General features: G+C 63.1%; 15 protein-coding genes. 4 read left to right on the top strand and 11 right to left on the bottom strand.

The genetic code is table 11. The features are described from left to right. Positions 1–18: 18 nt before the first annotated feature. Both PQR32_RS19380 and PQR32_RS19375 read right to left on the bottom strand, forming a co-directional pair. Positions 19–1,470: an APC family permease gene (locus PQR32_RS19380; protein ID WP_408230210.1), complete on the bottom strand. Its 1,452-nt coding sequence runs from the start codon at positions 1,468–1,470 to the stop codon at positions 19–21. Between the two features lie 283 nt (positions 1,471–1,753). Then, entirely contained in the window at positions 1,754–2,758 is a 1,005-nt protein-coding gene (locus PQR32_RS19375) for an AraC family transcriptional regulator (RefSeq protein ID WP_408230207.1), read from the bottom strand. Between the two features lie 199 nt (positions 2,759–2,957). Here PQR32_RS19375 and PQR32_RS19370 point away from each other — a divergent pair, with 199 nt between their 5' ends. From PQR32_RS19370 to styD, 3 genes are read left to right on the top strand one after another with little or no spacing between them, the layout of a single operon-like run. After that, a complete protein-coding gene (locus PQR32_RS19370; RefSeq protein WP_408230204.1) occupies positions 2,958–4,943 on the top strand; it encodes a primary-amine oxidase in 1,986 nt (661 codons plus the stop codon). A gap of 7 nt (positions 4,944–4,950) precedes the next feature. Further along, a complete protein-coding gene (locus tag PQR32_RS19365) occupies positions 4,951–5,925 on the top strand; it encodes a hypothetical protein (protein ID WP_408230201.1) in 975 nt (324 codons plus the stop codon). A 37-nt stretch (positions 5,926–5,962) separates the two neighbouring features. Continuing rightward, positions 5,963–7,441: a phenylacetaldehyde dehydrogenase StyD gene (styD, locus tag PQR32_RS19360; protein WP_408230198.1), complete on the top strand. Its 1,479-nt coding sequence runs from the start codon at positions 5,963–5,965 to the stop codon at positions 7,439–7,441. Positions 7,442–7,756: 315 nt separating this feature from the next. Here styD and PQR32_RS19355 read toward each other — a convergent pair whose 3' ends face one another. From PQR32_RS19355 to nirB, 8 genes are all read right to left on the bottom strand, one after another. Then, positions 7,757–8,122 (bottom strand): ArsR/SmtB family transcription factor, encoded by a 366-nt coding sequence (locus PQR32_RS19355; RefSeq protein WP_408230195.1) that lies wholly within the window; start codon positions 8,120–8,122, stop codon positions 7,757–7,759. After that, the gene (locus tag PQR32_RS19350) at positions 8,106–8,567 is read right to left on the bottom strand and encodes an SRPBCC family protein (RefSeq protein WP_408230192.1); all 462 of its coding nucleotides are present in this window, start codon (positions 8,565–8,567) and stop codon (positions 8,106–8,108) included. The genes PQR32_RS19355 and PQR32_RS19350 overlap by 17 nt, the downstream gene beginning before the upstream one ends. Positions 8,568–8,785: 218 nt before the next feature. Then, positions 8,786–9,274 carry an MgtC/SapB family protein gene (locus PQR32_RS19345; RefSeq protein WP_408230189.1) on the bottom strand — a complete coding sequence of 163 codons (489 nt, stop codon included), beginning with the start codon at positions 9,272–9,274 and terminating at the stop codon, positions 8,786–8,788. Between the two features lie 61 nt (positions 9,275–9,335). Next, positions 9,336–10,010 carry a type IV pili methyl-accepting chemotaxis transducer N-terminal domain-containing protein gene (locus PQR32_RS19340; protein WP_408230186.1) on the bottom strand — a complete coding sequence of 225 codons (675 nt, stop codon included), beginning with the start codon at positions 10,008–10,010 and terminating at the stop codon, positions 9,336–9,338. 86 nt (positions 10,011–10,096) lie between these two features. Next, complete coding sequence (locus tag PQR32_RS19335; RefSeq protein WP_408230183.1) at positions 10,097–11,464, bottom strand: MFS transporter; 1,368 nt, start codon at positions 11,462–11,464, stop codon at positions 10,097–10,099. A gap of 200 nt (positions 11,465–11,664) precedes the next feature. Then, positions 11,665–15,882 (bottom strand): bifunctional nitrate reductase/sulfite reductase flavoprotein subunit alpha, encoded by a 4,218-nt coding sequence (locus PQR32_RS19330; RefSeq protein WP_408230180.1) that lies wholly within the window; start codon positions 15,880–15,882, stop codon positions 11,665–11,667. 35 nt (positions 15,883–15,917) lie between these two features. Further along, on the bottom strand, positions 15,918–16,271 hold the full coding sequence (nirD, locus tag PQR32_RS19325; protein ID WP_168793835.1) for a nitrite reductase small subunit NirD: 354 nt from the start codon (positions 16,269–16,271) through the stop codon (positions 15,918–15,920). A 32-nt stretch (positions 16,272–16,303) separates the two neighbouring features. Beyond that, complete coding sequence (gene nirB / locus PQR32_RS19320) at positions 16,304–18,844, bottom strand: nitrite reductase large subunit NirB (RefSeq protein ID WP_408230177.1); 2,541 nt, start codon at positions 18,842–18,844, stop codon at positions 16,304–16,306. A 701-nt stretch (positions 18,845–19,545) separates the two neighbouring features. Between nirB and cobA the strand changes: the two genes are divergently transcribed. After that, positions 19,546–20,361, top strand: coding sequence for a uroporphyrinogen-III C-methyltransferase (cobA, locus tag PQR32_RS19315; protein ID WP_408230174.1), 816 nt, complete (start codon positions 19,546–19,548; stop codon positions 20,359–20,361). Positions 20,362–20,394: 33 nt separating this feature from the next. Here cobA and PQR32_RS19310 read toward each other — a convergent pair whose 3' ends face one another. Then, positions 20,395–21,603, bottom strand: a complete 1,209-nt coding sequence (locus PQR32_RS19310; protein WP_408230171.1) for a GAF domain-containing sensor histidine kinase — start codon at positions 21,601–21,603, stop codon at positions 20,395–20,397. Positions 21,604–21,668: the final 65 nt, after the last annotated feature.

The following is a 21,668-nucleotide window of genomic DNA, read 5'->3' as shown; positions in this document are numbered from 1 at the left end:
GGTTGTCGCGCGGTTCGCTTACTGACCGAAGCGTGCGTAGATATCCGGGCGCTTCTTGCGCAGGATGAGACCGATCACCACGCCGACAAGCGCGACCGTGAACACGATCCAGGGAAAGGATTTGACGATCGGACTATCGGAGCCGCTGAGCGCATCGAGGTTGCGCACCAGAATCACACCGATATACAGCAGGCCCAAACCACCCGCCAGCGGCGCGGCGAACGAGTGCCATACGCGTGTGTCCTTGCGCGTCTTGCGGAAGAACGCGATCACCGAAAAACTGGTCACCGCCTGCAACATCACAATGCCGATCGTGCCGAGCGCCGAACTCCAGCTGAACACGATGTTGAACACGTCGCTGCCCGCCGCGATGAAAAAACCGAGCAGCACGCACACGGAGAGCGTCTGCAGATAGCTCGCCACATACGGCGAACGGTATTTCTCATGCACACGGTTCAGCGCTTGCGGCAGGATGCCTTCAAGACTCAGCGCATGGATATAACGCACCAGCGTGTTATGAAACGACAGGAGGCTCGCGAAGATACTGCTGAGCAGCAGGAAACTCATTACCGTCGTCACCGCGCCGCCCAGATATTTGCCGGACTGAATGAACCAGAAATCGCCGGGCTGTTTGGTCGCGACCGTGACCACATCGGCGATGCCGTACGCGCAGACGATCGTCCACGTGACGAACGCGAAGAACACGAGAATCAGCATCACGGATACGTACGTGGCGCGCGGCACCGTCACCTTCGGATCGCGGCATTCCTTGCCGTAGATCGCGGTCGCTTCGAAGCCAATGAACGAGGCAAAGGCGAACATCACCGCAATGCCGAGGTGGCCGCTGAACACATGCTGCGGCGTGAACGGCGCGAGTGTGAGGCCGTTCGGTCCACCGCCGTGCACGACGATCGCGATCGCAAGCACCAGCAGAATGCCCAGTTCGAGACACATCAGCACGCCGAGCAGCCGGCTATTCAGATCGATGCCGCGGATGCCGGTGAATTGCACCACGGCCACGCAGATCAGCGAATACCCGTACCAGGGCAACGCGGTATGCAAGAGCGGCGAGAGGATCACCGTGCAGAAGAAGCCAAACAATCCGTACAGCGCGATCTGGATGAACGTGTACGACATCAGCGCGACGAGTGCCCCCGCCATGCCTAACGGCCGTCCGAGTCCAGCGGTAATGTACGCGTAAAACGCGCCGGCCCGCACCACGTGCCGGCTCATCGACGCAAAGCCGACGCTGAAAATCAGCAGCACCACGCCGGCAATCACGAACGCGCCCGGAATGCCCGCGCCGTTGCCCAGACTGATCGCGGGCGGCACCGCGCCGAGCATGCCGGTCAGCGGCGCCGCCGCCGAAATCACGAGGAACACGATCTGCCATAAGCCCAGCGTATTGCCTTTCAACTCCACGGGGTTCTCCGCGTCGACCGCTCGGGTCGGAGAATAGGGTTCACTCATCGCTGCCTCTTTTGTGTTGGCTAGTCTGGGACTCGCCTGAACCCCGCACTGCTGATCCAGGCGCTCGGTTGACCGATCTCCGAAGCTTCGGTGTGAGCGCATGGTAGGTAGCTAAAAAATAAAGCGACTTCGCGAAGCGCGCCAAATTTTCGATAATTTGCGCCAATGCACGCGGAAGCCAAAATTCAGCGGTTTGCAGCGAATACTTAGGAATTTGAACTATTCTCGCGCGTCACGGATAAAGCCACGCGATACTTTCATAGTGAAAGAAAATGCGCTGACGTCATGCGTTATTCTTTTTCCAGCTGCGCGTGGCACGCCACAAAACAGTGGCATCGGCATAACCGACGGCGCGTGCGATCGCCGCATTGGTGAGTTCTTCCCGTTCGAGCAAACCTTCGACACTGCGCTGCCGCTCCTCGCGCACAATCTGCCGCACCGACGTGCCCTCCTGCGCGAGGTGCCGTTGCAACGAGCGATGCGAGAGACCGAGATCCTTCGCGATGTCGGCGACGATCAGCTTTTCGTGCGCGAGCCGGCGCGTCACCAGATCGCGAACCTGCTCGACGATGCTGTGCGGCATCGCATCGCGCGCGATCAGATCGGTGGCGTGGCGCTCCATCATGCGCGCCATCTGCGTGTCGGCACTTTTGAGCGAAGCGTCGAGATCCTGAGGACGCAGAATCACACCATTGAAAGGCTGCTGAAAGCGCACCGGCACACGAAAGATGCGCGCATACGGTTTGAGATCCGCAGGCGCGGCATGTTCGAAATGCACTTCGACCGGATTCCACGCCGCGCCGCGCACGAGCCGGACCATGTGACACATGGTCGAGAGGCTGTACTCCGCATCCTGCCGGCGCGGCCAGATTTGCGGACTGGCGATCTGGTAGGTCCAGATCGGCCATTCGTCGTCGCGCAGCAACTCGCAGGTCGTGGTGTTTTGCCACGACGCAAGCGCGAGTGAGAACTTGCGCATGGCCGCGTTCAAAGTCGGTGACGACAGAAACACGAGCCCCGCCGGACCGAGTTCCGTCAATTGCAATTCACTGCCGAGGCGCAAGCCGAGCGCAGGCTCGCCGAGCACCTCGGCGGCACGCTCGAACGCCGTCACATAACGCGTCAGCGGCAGGATTTCATACGGATTCGACAGGAGCTTGCGGCTCATGCCGAACTCCTCCAGCAGCGCGTCGCATTGCGCGCCCGATGCATCGAGTGCGCGCACAACCGGCCCCATGACCGCGGCGCGGATCATCGGGAAACTGCCATTGAGCGTGACTTTTTTCATGCTGAGCGTCTCCTCTCCAGTCTTCGCTGATGTGTTGCTCGAGTCAGTCCTCTTGGCGCACTTTATCGTTCATTTGGCGCGATAAGCAAGCGCGAAAATATTATTGGGTTCCTACGATTTGCCATCGACTCAGCGTTCGGCGCGCCTCACTCACCTCGCGAGCACGCTGTCCGGTCCAGCAACTCCTTACGGGAATCTTATGAACACGAATGCCACGAAAGCCGCTCACGCCCCCGTTCATCCGCTCGATCCGCTGAGCGGCGCAGAAATGCAGCTCGCGTGCGATCTCGTGAAAGCCGCGGAAAAACTCGACTCGCACGCGCGTTTTCCGATGGTCGAATTGCGCGAGCCGCCGAAGGCCGAAGTGGTGGCGTTCAAGACCGGCGAGTATTTTTCGCGCATGGCCTTCGTGCTCGCAATCGATCGGTCGAATGGCGCGACGCTCGAATTCGAGGTGGACCTGAGAGAAAAGAAAATTGCCGCGCGCCGTGTCATGCCGTTCGGCGCGGCGCCCTACGGTCAGCCGCCCATCATGATCGACGACTTCATGAACGCGGAACAGATCGTCAAGAGCGATGAAGCATGGCGCGTGGCCGTCATGAAGCGCGGCCTCAGCGAAAAAGATCTGGAACGCGTGCAGGTCGATCCGTTCTCGGCAGGCTGTTTCGATCGCGAGAACGAAAACGGCCGGCGTCTGGTGCGTTGCGTGAGCTACTACCGCGAGACCTTGACCGACAACGGCTACGCGCATCCGATCGAAGGCGTGCTCGCCGTGGTCGATCTGCTCGAAAAGAAAGTGATCGAACTGGTGGACGACGGCCGCATCATTCCGATTCCGCGCGCCAAGCACAATTACGACACGCCGAGTCTCGGCGAACCGCGCGGCACACTCAAACCACTGTCGATCAATCAGCCCGACGGCCCGAGCTTCACGATCGACGGCTGGCACGTAAACTGGCAGAACTGGAACTTCCGCGTCGGCTTCACGCCGCGCGAAGGGCTGGTGCTGCATCAGCTGTCGTGGGACGACGGCAAGAGCACGCGTCCGATCATCTACCGTGCAAGCGTCACGGAAATGTGCGTGCCCTACTCCGACCCGAGCACCAACCACTACTGGAAAAGCGCGTTCGACGCGGGCGAATACGGCCTCGGCAAACTGGCGAACCAGCTCGAACTCGGTTGCGATTGCCTCGGCACGATCCGCTATTTCGACATTCCGTCCGCCGACGATTTCGGCAACGCGTTCGTGATGAAGAACGCCGTCTGTATGCACGAAGAAGACTACGGCACGCTGTGGAAACACTATGAATTCCGCACCGGCGTATTCGAAATGCGCCGCTCGCGACGTCTCGTGATTTCGTTCTTCGCGACAGTCGGCAACTACGACTACGGCTTCTACTGGTATTTGTATCAGGACGGCACGATCCAGCTCGAATGCAAGCTGACCGGCATCGTGCAGACCTCGGCGGTGGCCGACGGCGACACTTATCCGTGGGGCGGCATGATCACGGAGAACCTCGGCGGCCCGACGCACCAGCACTTCTTCAACGCGCGCATGCACATGATGGTGGACGGCGAGCGCAACACGGTGACTGAACATGAATTCGTGCCGCGTCCGATGGGCGAGAACAATCCGTACGGCAATGTGTTCGACACGACCAAACGCGTGTTGAAAACGGAAAGCGAAGCCGCACGTTTGGCAAACGGCAGCACGGGCCGCTACTGGAAGATCAGCAACCCGAACGTGACGAATGCCGTGGGCGCGAATCCAGGCTACAAGCTGGTCGTGAACGACTCGCCGCTGATGCTGGCCGACGAGCGTTCGAAGGTGCGCCAGCGCGGCGGCTTTGCCACGCGTCACGTGTGGGTCACGCCGTTCGATCCGGCCGAGCGCTATGCGAGCGGCGATTATCCGAATCAGCATTCGGGCGGCGACGGCTTGCCGCGCTATATCGAGGCGAACCGCAACATCGAAAATGAAGACGTCGTGCTGTGGCACAGCTTCGGCCACACGCACGTGTGCAAGCCCGAGGACTTTCCGGTAATGCCGGTGGAGTACGCCGGCTTCATGCTCAAGCCGAACAACTTCTTCTCGGGCAATCCGACCATGGACTTGCCGGCCGAGCGTGATCTGAACAGCGTCGAAGACGGCAAGCCCACGGATCATGGCTGCTGCAAGCACTGATCCGGTCATGCCTCGTGCACGGCATGCCGCTTTGCCGAGCATGCTGTGTGCGAGTGCGGCATGTGTGTGCCTCGCGAGCGGCGGTGCGGCGCTGTTGATGCAGGCCGACCTCAGTAGGCACGCCACCGCGCTGTGGATGAGCGCGCTAATGCTGGCGGCCATGATGAGCGTGCCGCTGCTGATGTCGCGCTCGTCGGGCCATGCCACCATGCTGACAAGCGCCGCGACGCTCATCGTGACGATCAGCGCAATGAACAGCGTGCCGGCGTACCTGAATGCTTCAGCGCACGGCATCGCAATTGCCGTGCTGATGATCGCGACGGGCGTCGGCATGTTGTTCCACCGGTTGCGCGCCAACGCCGAATCGCCTCACGACGTGGATCGCAGCAACACGCACGACCCCGGCTCGGTCAAGGCGGCGACTCCTCCAGGCGCAACGGCTCTGCTCGCCTTGCTTGCGGGACTGTCGAGCGGCAGTCTCGCCCGCTTCCAGCTCTTTGCGATTTGCGGCGTGAGCGGCGCGCAGCCGTTCTGGCACATCGCGCTTTCGCTTGCCGCGGTCTGCGCGCTGGCATTCATCGCTGAGCGCCAGCGCGGCAATCGCATGCTGATGGCGTTGTACGTCACGCGTGCGGCGCTGATCGGCACGCTCGCGGCGAACGACAATCCCGCGCTCGCGCCGCTGGTGGCAGCGATCTTCCTGGTGCTCGACTGCCTCACGATCGCGACACTCGTGAACTTGCGCGGCAACTCGAACAGCGTATTGAGCGCGAGCTGCCCCGGCGTCGCGCATCACATCGGCATGGTGTTGGGCGCGGCGTTATCGACCACACCTTACTTTTTCGGCGATGGATTTGTCGTGCTGTACGCGTCAAGCGCGGCGGCGAACGTGATCTGCGCCGCGTCATTGGCAACGCAATGGCGGCTAAAACGACATGTGCATCCGCACCCATACCGCCGTCAGACGAACCCTTCCGGCTAGCGCCACGGCCACTCAACCCCAACGGAGACGAACCACCATGACCGAACACAAGCTAGCGGCCGCGCTGCCGCACACCATGTTCATCAACGGCGAAAAAACCGGCAGTGCCGCGGGCGAAACCTTTCCGGTCTTCAACCCCGCCACCGCCGAAGAAATCGCGCAGATCCCTGACGCCTCGGAAGCCGATATCGATCACGCGGTCAGAACCTCGAAGGCGGCCTTCGAATCCGATGCATGGCGCAGAATGCCGCCCGCCGTCCGCGAGGGACTGCTGCTCAAACTGGCCGACCTCGTCGAGCGGCACAGCGACGAACTCGCCACGCTGGAAACGCTGAATCAAGGCAAGCTGATCGGCTTCTCGAAGATGCTGGAAGTGGCGGGCAGCGTCCAATGGCTGCGTTATATGGCCGGCTGGGCGACCAAGATCGAAGGCACCACGTTCGATCTATCGATTCCCTTCCCGCCTGGCACGCGCTACAACGCGTCGACCAAACGCGTGCCGGCCGGCGTGGTCGCCGCGATCGTGCCGTGGAATTTTCCGCTGCTGATGGCGGTATGGAAAATCGCCCCGGCGCTGGCCTGCGGTTGCACCGTAGTGCTCAAACCCGCCGAAGAGACTCCGCTGACGGCCATCCGTCTCGCCGAACTCGCGCACGAAGCGGGTTTCCCCGCCGGCGTGTTCAACGTGGTCACCGGCCGTGGCGAAACCGCCGGCGCGGCGCTCGTGCGGCATCCGCTGGTGAACAAGGTCACGTTCACCGGATCGACCGAGGTCGGGCGCATCATCGGCCGTCAATGCGCTGACGATCTGAAGCGCGCGTCGCTCGAATTGGGTGGCAAGAGCCCGGTGATCGTGCTCGACGACTGCGACCCGCGCAAGGCGATCGAAGGCGCGGCCGGCGCGATCTTCTTCAACCACGGCCAGGTTTGCACGGCGGGCTCGCGCCTTTATGTCGCGCGCTCCATCTATGACGAAGTCGTGCAAGGCATTGCCGCCGTCGCCGACGGCATCACGCTCGGCTCCGGTTTCGACGCGGCGACGCAGATGGGCCCAATGGTCTCCGCGCGGCACCGCGACAAGGTGGCGGGCATGATCGCCCAAGGCAAGGACGAAGGCGGCGAGATCCTGTCACGCGATGCGCGTGTGGAAAGCGACGGCTACTTCGTGCGTCCGACCGTGATCGCCAATCCGACCTGCAAGCCGCTCTCCGTCGTCAGGGAAGAGGTGTTCGGTCCCGTGCTGGTCGCCATGCCCTATGACGACCTCGATGAAGTGCTGGCTCAGGCGAACGCGTCCGAGTACGGACTTGGCGCGAGCGTCTGGACCAACCAGCTCGACAAGGCGCTGCGGCTCGTGGATGGCATCGAGGCCGGAACGGTATGGGTCAACACGCACAACATGGTCGACCCGGCCATGCCGTTCGGCGGCTTCAAGGCGTCCGGCATCGGCCGCGAACACGGCAAGGCGATCATCGACTCCTATACGGAGAGCAAGTCGATCTGTATTGCTTATTGATGAAGTGTGGCCTGCGCGGCGCATCACAGGCAACGCTCCGCGCAGGCAAACCAGTAAAATACCGGAACATCGCGCCGCCGCGCCTCACCTCCCGGTCGAACATCTTGAAACGCAAAATGCCCGGGTGTGCAGGCGCCGTCGGCGGCGGGCACGCAGGTCGCCGTTCGGGTTGCGCTGCGGCATAAGTTTTGAGCGGTAGGGGCTGGCGCGCATGGAGTGTTGTAGCGGTGCCAGCCTCGCTGAAGTGTTCAGATTTTTTCTTTGTTCACGTCCCGTATACGACGCGGTTTTTCTGAACGCCCACGCCAGCATCCCTCACTCCTCCACCGCCGCCTTCAACCTCGACAACGCGTGATCCCACTGCCGCGAGATCGCGTCGAGCGCGCGGCGCGCTTCGTCGAGATGGGCGGGCTCGAACGCCCACAAACGCTCACGCCCCACCTTGACGTCGCGCACGAGACCCGCGTTGGCGAGCACCTGCAAATGCTGCGTGACGGACTGCCGCGTGATGTCCGTTCCCGCAGTGAGTTGCGCGATCGACATCGCGCTGCCCGCGCACAACACGGCGACCAGACGCAGACGTGTCTCATCACCAAGCGCCGCGAAAATTGGCGCGGAACCGCGCAGCACCGACGCCTTCAGATCCGCTCCGCCAAACGTCTTCTTAACCCTTGGCGACATGCTGTTCGATGTTGGCCATCTGTTCTTCCCACCCGCCGCTATTCATACGGAACGCTTCTTCGCGGCGGCCGGCGGGAAGCTGATCGAAGCCCGACTCGACTACGCGCAACAAGGTGCCCGACTCGACCTCGATCAGTTCGAAGACGACCAGGGTAGTCGGCTCCGGCGAATAGTCCACCGCGACGTCGACCGCGGCCGGATGCCAGCGCCACGACAGGTGATGCTCGGGCTCGACACGCTCGACATGCACGTCCATGACGAGATACTCGTAGCCCGGATAGGTAATATTGCCCTGCACGGACTGGCCGGCCACGAACTGTTTGCCGGTGAGATTCACGCCGAACCAGTTGCCGAATTCCTCGGCATTGGACAACGCGCGCCAGACTCGCGAGCGCGGCGCCTTTAGCAGGATCTGTTTTTCGATGCGATCGGTCGATGTGTTCATCTGCAGCCTCCTGTCGACCAGAGTTGGCGCTTTAGCGCCTACACTGGTCCCATGCAACGCTGTCGACCAGAGTTGGCGCTTTAGCGCTTTAGCGTCTTACTCCGGTCCCATGCAACGTAGTTGCCGACTGCATATTAGGAGCAGCGTGGCGAACATGCAAGTATTTGCCTGCATGTTTTCACGGCGGTTTTTCGTAGGATCGAGAGCCCGCCGCGCTCCTACTTCTCTTCCTGTTCGCGACTCTTGAACAGGCGCGCACTCGACAGAATGGCAAGCGCGATCGCCACGCTGAGAATCGCCGTGGCCTCGCGACCGAGCCCCGCCGCCACGCCGACGCCCGCGCTCAGCCACAGGCTCGCCGCCGTCGTCAGGCCGCGCACCTCGCGCTCGGCGCTGAGCTTGATGATGGCTCCCGCGCCCAGAAAACCGACACCGGACACGAGCCCTTGCAACACCCGGCTCATGTTGTCCTGCGAGAAACCGGCCTGCAGCGGTACGACCACAAACAAGGCCGCGCCGACCGACACCATCATGTGCGTGCGCATGCCGGCGTCGCGCCGTGACATCTCGCGCTCGAAACCCAGTATGCCGCCGAGTATCAGCGCGAGTCCGAGGCGCATCAGGACCTGCGTGACGTCAGCCGCGCTGCCGAGATCGGAGAATTCTGCCCGGGCGGTTGCCCACACCGCGTGCCACCAGTTGTCCATTACATTTGCCCGACGTTCCGGAAAACGCCAAGCATACGGCAATAACGCGGCACTGCGTGGCTCATCCCGCCGACGTTTTCTTCACGAACGCGCTCACCACGGCCTCCAGTTCCTTCGTGATCGACGTCATCACGCCGGCCACCACGGCGAACTCGCGGCCGGTCACATGCGAGCGGCTCGCCACGATCTGACCGTTGAACGAGACGATATGCGCTTCTTTCGCGATCGCCTTGATCCGTTCGACCAACTGCTGTTGCTCTTTTTTCTGCAAACGCGCTATGCGCCGGCTTTCCTGTTCGAAGACAGCCGTGACGCCATGCAGATGGGTCAACAACGGATCGACGGAATCGACCAGAGCATTCAACGCATCATTCGCGCGCGGTGAAGCGCGCCCGATTGCGTCCAACGCTGCCGAAGCCAGCGCGATAAAGTCCGCGATCTTCCTGGCCACATTCTCGCGGCCATGAAATGCCTCGCGCAACGCTGGCGAAAACAGGCCGGGCAAACCATCGCGGCCTTGTGTCAGCGCCGTATGACTGTCGGTAAACGTGTTCAGGTTATCGCGCGCGATCGCCAGCGCGCCGTCGAACTGCTGAAACGCCAGCATCGCTTTCAACACGATGCGCTGCGAAAGCATCCGCTGACGCCCCGCCAAATTGATCAACGAGCTCAATACCTCGCTGGAGACGTCCGTGTCGGACGGTGGTGCGTGAACCCGTTCTGTCGTGATGCTCATGTCGACTTCTTTTGATTTTGATCGGCCCCGTCGCGCGATCCGCGCCGCCACGTCAGCGTGGAGGCCGGATCGTCCGCGTTACTGCGTTACTCCGTTGCGTGCGCGTGCATCACACCGGAGTGCATCGACCACGCCATCCACGGACGGCGCAGCGCGACGATCGCGACGAACGCGCATGCCGCCAGCGCGCCGAACGTCGCAAAGCCCATCTGATAGCTGCCCGTGCTTTCCTTAGCGATGCCCATCACGACAGGCAGATAGAATCCGCCGATGCCGCCTGCGGCACCGACGATGCCCGACATCAACCCCGTGCGGCCCGCCCAGCGATGCGGCACCAACTGGAAGGTCGCGCCGTTGCCGAGACCGAAGGCCACATACAGGCACAACAGCAGCGCAATGCCACCGACGACGGTAGGCATAACCGCGGCGAACACGAAGTCGCACAGCGAAATGATCCCGAGCAGGAAGGTCAGCGCACGCACGCCGGACACCTTGTCGGCGATCAGGCCGCCGAGCGGGCGCACCATCGCGCCGGTCGCGGCGAGCAACGCCATGAAGAGGCCTGCGTCGATCTTCGAGAGCTGATAGAGGTTGGTCAGAAGCAGCGTCACATACGAAGACATGCCGACGAAACCACCGAACGTAATGCTGTACACCAGCATGATCGCCCACGTGTCACGCTCGGTCAGCACCGTGCGATAGCGCTTGGGCAGCACTGCAATCGCCAGCAGGGCGCCGATCACCGGCAATAGCAGCACACCCGTCTTGCCGGAGCCGAACATGCCGGCTTCGACCAGCAACACCAGCACGATCAATCCGGCCAGCGTCACCGCGAAACTGCCGAATGCGCGCAGCACGCTGCCCGTTTTCACACCGGAATCGTTGGCCCAGAAATACAGCGTGATCGCGGCGATCGCGAGCAACGGCAGTGCGCCGCCGGCGGCCATCTGCCAGCCGTAGTGCGTCGCCAGTTGCGGGAACAGGAAGCCGTCGAGCACCGCGCCGATATTGCCGGCCGCGGCGAGGCCCAACACGAGGCCCTGCACCTTCGGCGGATAGTTGCTGCCCGCCATCGGCAGCGCCACGGCGAAACTGGCACCACCGACGCCGAGGAACACGCCGAGCACCAGCAGCACCGTGTACGACGGCACGGACGGCATCAACGGCAACACGATGGTCGGCACCGCCGACAACAGCACGCCCATCAGCGCAATGCGCTTGCCGTGCGCGGATTGATACAGGTTACCGAGCGTCACGCGCAGAATCGCGGCGGAGAGCACCGGCACCGCGACCAGCAAACCTTGTTGCGCGGGCGTCATCGCGATGCTCTTGCTGATGAACGGCGCAAGCGGTCCATACAGGACCCAGACGGTAAAGCCAGTGTCGAAATAGAGGAAACACGCCACTAGCGCGCGCCAGTCCCCACTCTTTAGGGAGCTCATCACGTTTTTCATCAGATATCCTCACAAAACTGATTTTTCGACTATCCGGCAGATCGCGCCAGGCGCCACGCACCGGAATGATCACGATGTTGAAAACCGGCATAAACATGCAACCTCCATGCCATGCGGCTCCGTCTTTTGAAGCTGTACTGCGTACTCTTTGAAACCTCGAGGCGACGAGCGCGCTCGTCGCGCTGACAACCGCGCCGCTATCAATAAACGTCGCGTGCGTAGCGCTTTTCCTGCGCGAGGCGGTTCACGTAGTCGAGGGCTTTTTCATCGCTCATGCCGCCGTGTCGGGCCACCACTTCCTTGAGCGCCGCGTCGACATCCTTCGCCATCCGGTTGGCATCGCCGCATACGTAGAAATGCGCACCGTCTTCGAGCCATGACCACAATTGCGCACCCTGCTCGCGCATGCGGTCCTGCACGTAGACCTTGTCCGCCTGATCGCGTGAGAACGCGACGTCGAGCCGGTTCAGCACACCGCAGTCGCGCATCGATTCGAGTTCGTCGCGATAGTAGAAATCAGAGGCGGCGTGCTGTTCGCCGAAGAAGAGCCAGTTGCATCCGGTGTCTCCACGTGCACGCCGCTCGTGCAGAAAGCCGCGAAACGGTGCAACGCCGGTGCCGGGACCGACCATGATCATCGGCGTGTCCGAACCATGAGGAGGACGAAAGTGTGCGGACTTCTGCACGAACACGGGCACGTTGACATCGCCCGCACGGTCGGCGAGAAACGTCGAAGACACGCCTTTGCGATGACGGCGGCCATTGCTGTAGCGCACTGCGGCAACGGTCAGGTGCACTTCCCCCGCATGCGCCTTCGGGCTGGATGCGATCGAATACAGACGCGGTTGCAAACGCTTGAGCGTGCCGGTCAATTCGGCGGCCGTGAGGCTCACTGGAAATTCGTGCAGCACGTCGGCGATCTGCTGGCCCCACAGCCACTGCTTGAGGTCGGTCTTGCGCTCAGGCGACAGCAGATCGCGCAGCGCGCCGTTGTTGCTGCGCGCGGCGACGAACGCGAGCAGATCCGGATTCGGGCGCGCGATCTCGTAGTGCTTGCCGAGAGCATCCGCAAGACGCATCTCGCCGACGCCTGACACGTTCACCGCGGCATCCGCGCTCACGCCGCTCAGCGTGATCAATTCGTCAACGAGTTCGGGGCAGTTGCTCGGCCATACGCCGAGCGCATCGCCTGCTTCGTATTCGAGTCCCGAGCCGCCGGTGCTCAGTGAGAAGTAACGCGTATCTTTCGCCGCACCCTGCTTGTTCAGGCGCAGATTGGTGACGAGCCGCGATGCAGCCGGCCGCGTTTTGGTCGGCACCGTGCCCGGCACCACCGCGTTGATCATGCCGCCCGGCGGCACGGCATACAGAGCGGCATCCTCTTCCTTGATGCGCACGATGATGCGCTCGAGCCACGCGTCCGCGCTCTCCTGATACTCGCTATCGCAATCGACGCGCTCCATCAGGCGCAGCGCGCCTTGCCCGGCGAGCCGCTCATCGAGGCGGCGGCCGTGGCCGCAGAACTGGTCGTAGTTGCGATCGCCGAGCGCGAGCACCGCGAAACGCACGCCGTCGAGCCGCGGCGCGCCCTCGCCGCTCAATTGCGTCCACAAACTTTGTGCGTTGTCAGGCGGGTCGCCGTCGCCGAAGGTACTCGTCATCAGCAGCACGTATTGGGCTTTGGCGAGTGTCGCGGCCTGATAGTCCGCCATGCACGACGTGCGGATTTCAAAGCCCGACTCCATCAGACGGGTTGCATAGGCTTCGGTCAGCGATTCGGTGTTGCCGGTTTGCGAGGCCCACAGCAGCGTGACCTTCGGCCGCGCGCGCACGATCCGCACGCCGGATGCTTGCGATGGCTCTGCATGCGGCATTGCAAGCGTGACGGTCGCCACGTTGGGAACCGTCGCGCTGCGGCTATAGAGACCGGCCAGCAAACCGTCGACGTAAAGGCGGCTCGTCGTATCGAAGGGCGCGTTGCCCGGCAGAACCGGCGTGCGGTCGATGCCTTGCGCTTCCGCTGAACGCAGTCCATTCACGAAGCCGGCCAGATAGACGCGCTCCTGATCGGTAAACGAAGGCACGGGTGTCGGCGGCAACTGCAACAGGCTGGTGAGTGCATCGATACGGGGCATATCCAGATCCTCGGCGCTTGCCGATACGCTGTTGGCCGAGAGGTTGGCCGGCTCGGCGCTTGCGGCAACCACAACGGATGCATCGGTGTGCGATGCATCGCCGTCATTCAGTAAAGGCTCGACGCGCTCGGCTACTACAGGGCTCAACGCAACCGCGCAGAACTTGAGTTCGGGCTGCTGCGAGACCGGGTCGATGGCGTCGCTCGTCACGGCGTTGATGCACAGGTCGTCGCCGAATACGTCGTTCCAGTGCATCGGCGCGAAGCAGTGGCCCGCACTCACGCGTTCGGTCACGACAGCCGGCAACACCGCGCGGCCGCGGCGCGAACGAATCTCCACAGAGTCTTTTGCCTTGATGCCGAGCGTGGCGGCATCTTCGGGATGAATCTCGACGAACGGGCCGGGGTTCAGCTTGTTGAGCATCGCGACCTTGCCGGTCTTGGTCATCGTGTGCCATTGATGCTGCAGGCGGCCTGTATTCAGCACGATCGGAAATTCACGGTCCGGCAATTCAGCCGGCGCCGCGTAGGCGCGCGCGAAGAACATCGCCTTGCCGCTCGCCGTCGGAAACACGAGCCGCGGACGGCTGCCGTCCGGCCGTTCCTTGAGCGTCTGGCTCACGCCGTCGTTGAGGTAGCGAACCGGATTGCGTTCGGCTGAATCAGCCGATGCAAGCGGCCATTGCAACGGCGTTTCCTTCAAACGGCGGTGGCTCGCGCCGCGCAGGTCGTAGCCGGTTTTCGGATTCGACGCGCAGGTGATCTCCGCGAAAACTTCCTCGGCGTTCGCGTAAGTGAAGGCATCGGCAAAACCCATCTCACACGCAACGCGCGCGATGATCTGCCAGTCCGGCAACGCGGCGCCCGGCGGCTCGATGCCCTTTTGCATGAGCGTGAGATTGCGCTCGGAGTTGATCATCACGCCTTCGGCTTCAGCCCACAGCGCGCCGGGCAAGAGCACGTCGGCGTAGCGGTTGGTCTCGGTATCGAGGAACGCGTCCTGCGCGATCACGAGCTGCGCCGCGCTCAATCCGTCGATCACGTTCTGACGATTCGCCACGCTCGCCACCGGATTCGTGCAGATGATCCAGCACGCCTTGATCTCGCCCGCGGCCATGCGCGTGAACATATCGATCGTGCCGTTGCCGACCTGGGACTTGAGGGAGCCCTTCGGAATGCACCACAGGTCTTCGACAAAGGCACGGTCTTCTTCGACCAGCACCGAACGCTGACCCGGCAAGCCCGGCCCCATGTAACCCATCTCGCGGCCGCCCATCGCGTTGGGCTGGCCCGTCAGCGAAAACGGCCCGCTGCCGCGCCGGCAAATTTTGCCCGTCGCCAGATGCAGGTTACAGATTGCGTTGGTGTGCCAGGTGCCGTGCGTGCTCTGATTCAGGCCCATGGTCCAGCAGCTGATCCACTCGCGGGCGGTGCCGATCATCCGCGCGGCCTCGCGGATCTCTTCGACGGCGAGGCCGGTGATCCGCGCGACATTCTCCGGCGTGTAGTCGGCGAGAAACGCGGGCATCGCATCCCAGCCTTCGGTAGCCTCTGCGATAAAAGTGGCATCCGTATGGCCGTTTTCGTGCAACAGATGCAGCAGGCCGTTGAGCAACGCGAGATCGGTGCCCGGCTTGATCTGCATGAAGAGATCGGCCTTCTCCGCGGTCGTGTTGCGGCGTGGATCGACGACGATCAGTTTGGCGCCGGCCTTCACGCGATCCATCATGCGCAGGAACAGAATCGGGTGACAGTCGGCCATATTCGCGCCGATCACGAAGAACAGGTCGGCGTGATCGATGTCTTCGTACGATCCCGGCGGCCCGTCCGCACCGAGCGAGAGTTTGTAGCCGCTGCCCGCGCTCGCCATGCACAAGCGCGAATTCGATTCGATGTTGTTGGTGCCGACAAAGCCTTTGGCGAGCTTGTTGATCAGGTACTGCGCCTCGATCGACATCTGGCCGGAGACATAGAACGACAGCGCATCCGGCCCATGTTCGTCGAGCAAACCGCGCAGACGCGCGGCCGTGGTGCTGATCGCCTGCGCCATCGGCAGCGGCGCGGGGTCCTGGCCGCGCGCATGACGCACGAACGCGCCTTCGAGACGCCCCGACTTGCGCAATGCGACATGCGCCGACTGACCCTTCGTGCACAGCCGTCCGAAGTTGGCCGGGTGCTCCTTGTCGCCGGAGATTTTCACGACCTGGCCGTCCTCGACGTGCAGCACCATGCCGCAGCCAACGCCGCAGTATGGGCACACGGTTTTTACGCTAGTGGAGGACATGGGCGGGCGACGTCGTTAAAAAAGAATTCAGCGGCTCAAACCGCGACCCACACCTGGCCGTTTTCCACCCGCGCGGCGAACGCGCCGACGGAATGCGCCGGTGTTTCGAGGCACTCTCCCGTGCGCAGATCGAAGTGATGCTTGTAGATCGGCGAGGCGACTACGATGCGTTCGCCGAGGCTGCCGATCAATCCGCGCGAGAGCACCGCCGCCTGCGAGCCCGGATCGAAGTTCTCGATCGCGTACACGATGGAGTCCGCGTCACCCTTGTTCACGTGAAAAACCGCGACCTGTTCGCCGTTGACGAGCGCGCAAACACCCGTGTTGGGCACGATGTCGTCGAGCGGGCAAACCGGCGTCCAGGAGCGTGGCAGGCGATCGTTGTTCATGACGGAAGTCCTCGGTGAATGGTGCGGTTCAATCAAACGGTTTCGACGACAACGGGAATCGCGGCGAGCTTCGAGCGCCGCTCGGCGGGCGTGGCCGGCCGGATCTGGCCACGCTCCTCGACGAAGGCGACGTTGCTGTCCGACTCGCCGCTGTTGACGAAGTGACGGAAGCGCTTGCGCGTTTCGGGATCGGTGACAGCCTTCTTCCATTCGCATTCGTAGGTGTCGACCACGTGCTGCATCTCCGACTCGAGTTCGTCGGCCACGCCGAGGCGATCGTTGACGACCACGTCGATCAGATAGTCGAGGCCGCCTTCGAGGCTCTCGCGCCACACGCTGGTGCGTTGCAGACGGTCCGCGGTGCGCACGTAGAACATCAGGAAACGGTCGATGTAGCGCACCAGCGTCTCCTTATCGAGGTCCGACGCGAGCAGTTCGGCGTGGCGCGGTTTCATGCCGCCGTTGCCGCACACATAGAGATTCCAGCCCCTCTCGGTCGCGATGATGCCGACGTCCTTGCCCTGCGCTTCCGCGCATTCGCGCGTGCAGCCCGATACGCCGAACTTGATCTTGTGCGGCGTGCGCAGGCCCTTGTAGCGGTTCTCGATCTCGACCGCGAGACCCACCGAATCGCCGACGCCGTAGCGGCACCACGTCGAACCGACACACGACTTCACGGTGCGCAGCGACTTGCCGTAGGCGTGGCCGGACTCGAAACCGGCGGCGATCAGTTCTTCCCAGATGAGCGGCAGTTGTTCGACGCGCGCACCGAACAGATCGACGCGCTGACCGCCGGTGATCTTCGTGTAGAGGCCGTATTTCTTCGCCACCTGGCCGACCGCGATCAAACCGTCGGGCGTGACTTCGCCGCCCGCCATGCGCGGCACGACTGAGTACGTGCCGTCGCGTTGAATGTTGGCGAGGTAGTAATCGTTGGTGTCCTGCAGCGAGGCGTGCTCCTTCTTCAGCACGAACTCGTTCCAGCACGACGCGAGCACGCTCGCCACCACCGGCTTGCAGATATCGCAGCCGAGGCCGTGACCGTGCTTGGCGAGCAGGTCGCCGAAGCTGCGCACGCCTTCCACACGCACGATGTGATACAGCTCCTGGCGCGAATACGCGAAGTGTTCGCAGACGTGGTTGTTGACCGCGAGGCCCTGCTTCTTCATCTCGGCCTTCATCACCTGCGTGACGAGCGGCACGCAACCGCCGCACGAGGTGCCGGCGGTCGTCGCGCATTTCAAAGCGCCGATGTCGGTCGCGCCGGCACAAACGGCGGCGCACAACTCGCCCTTCGAGACGTTGTTGCACGAGCAGATCTGCGCGCTTGCGGGCAACGCGTCCACTCCCAGCGCGGGTTTCGCATTGCCGTCGGCCGCCGGCAAGATCAGGAATTCAGGCGATGCAGGCAACTCGATGCGGTTCAACATCATCTGCAACAGCGTGCCGTATTCGCCGGCATCGCCCACCATCACGCCGCCGAGCAGATATTTGCCGCACTCGGACACCACCAGCTTCTTGTAGACCTGCTTGCGTTCGTCGCTGAACTGGTAGGCGCGGCTGCCCGGCGTGTTGCCGTGCGCGTCGCCGATGCTCGCCACGTCCACGCCCATCAGCTTGAGCTTGGTGCTCATGTCGGCGCCGGCAAATTCGGCCGTGTCGCCGAGCAATTGCTTCGCCACCGCGCGAGCCATGTCATAACCCGGCGCCACGAGGCCGAACAACTGGCCGTTCCACAGCGCGCATTCACCGATTGCATAGATGTGCGGATCGCTCGTGCGGCACGCGTTGTCGATCACGATGCCACCGCGCGGGCCGAGCGTCAGGCCACTATCGCGCGCCAGGTCGTCACGCGGACGGATGCCCGCGGAGAACACGATCATGTCGGTGTCGAGGTGGCTGCCGTCCGCGAACTGCATGCGGTGCGTGCCCGCTTCGCCGTCGACGATCGCCGTGGTGTTCTTCTGCGTATGCACCGTCACGCCCAGTTCTTCGATCTTGCCGCGCAGCACACGGCCGCCGCCGTCGTCCACCTGTACGGCCATCAGTCGCGGCGCGAATTCGACCACGTGCGTTTGCAGGCCCAGGTCGCGCAGCGCCTTCGCGCATTCGAGACCGAGCAGTCCGCCGCCGACCACCGTACCCGTTTTCGAGCGCGCGCCGCATTCGCGCATCGCTTCGAGGTCGTCGATGGTTCGGTACACGAAGCAATCGGCGCGCTCGCGGCCCGGCACGGGCGGCACGAATGGATAGGAGCCGGTGGCGAAGACCAGCTTGTCATAAGGCAACGTTTCGCCCGTCGATACCGTCACGGTGCGCGCATCGCGATCGATCGCCACGGCCTTCGCGTTCAGCTTGAGCAACACGTTCTGGCGCTCGAAGAAGCCCGGCTCGACCAGCGACAGATCGTCCGCCGTCTTGCCCGCGAAAAACTCGGACAGGTGCACGCGGTCGTAGGCCGGACGCGATTCTTCACACAGCACGGTGATGTCGAGGCCGTGCGCGGCGTCGTGTGCGAGGCACTCGACCAGTTTGTGACCGACCATCCCGTGACCGATAACGATGATTTTCATGACCGCGGTTTCCTCAATGTGCTGGGTTGCGAGCGACGCCGTATGGCATGTGGCGAAAACGAATTCCGGAAATAAAAACGGCGTCCCGCGAACCCAGTCGATGACTGAATTCGGGGGACGCCGTTGTCCTGACCTGTCGTGCAGCGAGTACTTTGTGTTGCACTCGCGCCGGATCCACGTTGATCCGATGGGAAGGCTTAATGCAAAGCCTGTGCCAGTTGTGTGGAAATGCCCGCGACGAGGCCGTGGCGTGGGGCTTTGCGGTGGATGGCACGCGGCTGCGGCACGGCGGGCGCACGACGCGTTTTGATGCAGCGAGGCACATGGATGGTGCGACGCAGCACCCTGCACGTGCGAGGTGCGGGCCCGCGAACGGTGCGTAGCGCGAGCGTTGAAGGCGTGATTCACGAGGCGTGGCAAGGCGTGAAGCGCACTTCGCCGATAGGTGGCGTGGTCCTTGCATGAGCAGTGGCGAGTTCATGGCGGCAACGCAGCCGCCACGGCATGCGGCACACGCCCATGCGGACGAAACACAACGCTGTGTTTCGCCGCGCTTGAAGCGAAACAGCGGCACACCAGGCAGTAAACGGACAACGGCGTCCCCTCGTGAGCATCACGAGCGGACGCCGTTTTTATTGGCGCCGGCGAAACAGCGATCGGCGGCCGACACAAAAGCGAAGGACACCGTGATAGATACCGCGATGAACACGAACACCGGCAAGGTCACCTTGTTGAGCGCCGGCCCCGGCGACCTCGATCTGCTCACGCTGAAGGCCGCCAAAGCGCTGGCCGCCGCCGATGTCGTGCTGCTCGACGACCTCGCGAATCCCGAGATCGTGACGCTGGCGCCGCAAGCACGGGTGATTCGCGTCGGCAAGCGCGGCGGTTGCCGGTCGACGCCGCAAGCCTTCATCGAACGGCTGATGCGCCGCTATGCGCTCAAGGGCTTGCACGTGGTGCGGGTAAAAGGCGGCGAAGCGCTGCTGTTCGGACGCACCGGTGAAGAGCTCGCGGTCTTACGCGGCGCCGGCATTCCGGTGGAGATCGTCAACGGGATCTCGTCGGGGTTCGCGGCCGCCGCGGGGCTCGGCATTTCGCTCACGCATCGCCGCCATTGCCACGGCGTGAGTTTCGTGACCGCGCATACTGAAGACCATGGCGAGCCGGACTGGGCCGCGTTGGCGGCGACACGCACCACGTTGGCGATCTATATGGGGATGCGGCGCATCGACAGCATTGCGACGGCATTGCTCACGAGTCTGCCGGCCGATACGCCCGCAGCGGTCGTGCAATGGGCCGGTGGCAGCAACGAGCGGCGTCTCGTGAGCCGCCTCGATCGGCTCGCCGCGGATGCGACGCACGCGGGCTTCGGCAGCCCGGCGGTGATTCTGGTGGGCAGCGCGATCGGCGAGAGCGTCGAGCACGCGTGGGCGGGAGATAGCGCATGGCGCGACGAAGCGGCCGCGATGCAGACTGACATGCCGAACGCGCGCGAGGCAATCGCACAGGCCGCATGATTGGCGGTCCGCGCGCTTCTCAACCGCTCACGCTCAAACGCCCGTAGGCAGCCTCGCGACGAAGCACGTGCCATCTTGCTCGGACGATCTGACTTCGAGCATGCCGCCATGCGCGCTCACGATCTGCTTGCAGATATAGAGGCCGAGCCCGAGGCCACCGCCGGGCTTGCTGGTCGCCGGCCGCCAGTAGGGTTCGAAAACCTTGCTCAGGCTCTCCGGCGCAATTGCATTGCCGCCGTTCAGGACGCTCAGCACGAGCTCATCGTCTTCGATGCGTGCCCGCACCCGCACCGGAAACTCCGCCGCGCCATGCGTCACCGCGTTGCCGAGCAGGTTCGAGAGCAACTGCTGCACACGAGTGCGGTCGCAGCGCACCCGCGCGGGGATGGCGATATCGTCGGCGAGCAGCCGGTCCGGATTGGCCTCGCGCACTTCGGCGACCACTACTCGCAGCGCCATCGCCAGATCGTCGACGTCGTCGATCGACACGCCGATGCCCGAGCCGAGCCGGCCACGCGCGAAATCCATCACGTCATCGATCAGGCGAGCCATGCGCAAGGTGGTGGACTTCAGACGCTGGCCGATCTTCACGAGATCGGGCTCGTTCTTGCGCAGCGACAACAGTTCGGCCGTCGCGCTCACCGCCGACAAGGGATTGCGCAGGTCGTGACCCAGCACCGCGATGAACTGTTCGCGCAGGCTGGAGTTTTCGCGCTCATGGCGCAACGCGGCCTCGGTGGCCTGGTGGCGCCCTTCGGTGGCGAGCTGGATCGCGATCAGCTCGGCGAATACTTCGAACATGCGCAAGGTGCGCGGATTCGAGACCTCGGCCGGATCGGGGTCGATCGCGCAGAGATTACCGAAATAGCTGCCGTCGGGAAGAATGATCGGTACGGAAATATAACTGCCCAGCTTGTAGATTTGCGCCGTGTGATGGCCGTGATAAACCGGGTCCGTATGGAAATTGTCGATGACGATCGAAGCCCGCGCGGCGCGCGACTCGAAACACAGCGTGGTGTGCAGGTCCAGATCGCCGCCGGCCGCCAGACCGAAGTTAACTTCGTCCTGCACCGCGCACGCCGTCCAGCGCTGCTCCGTGACGCGGGCCACCGCGGCAAAGCCCATGCCGGTGTTCTTGCAGATCATGCGCAGGATGGAAGGCACGGCGTCGATACGCTGGACAGCCTCGATATCGCGCGCGATGTCGGCGTCTTCGTCGTTGCCGAGCGGTAATTTATTCATAAGAAGCGGTGCCGCTTATCCTTGCCGATCCGGCCTGAAAATCACTGTATCGAGCATCGATTCTA

This window comes from Paraburkholderia dipogonis (genome assembly GCF_046027395.1).
In the GTDB taxonomy this organism is placed as follows: domain Bacteria; phylum Pseudomonadota; class Gammaproteobacteria; order Burkholderiales; family Burkholderiaceae; genus Paraburkholderia; species Paraburkholderia dipogonis_A.
The sequence above is the reverse complement of the archived record's forward strand: the minus strand, read 5'-3'. Positions and strand labels throughout refer to the sequence as shown.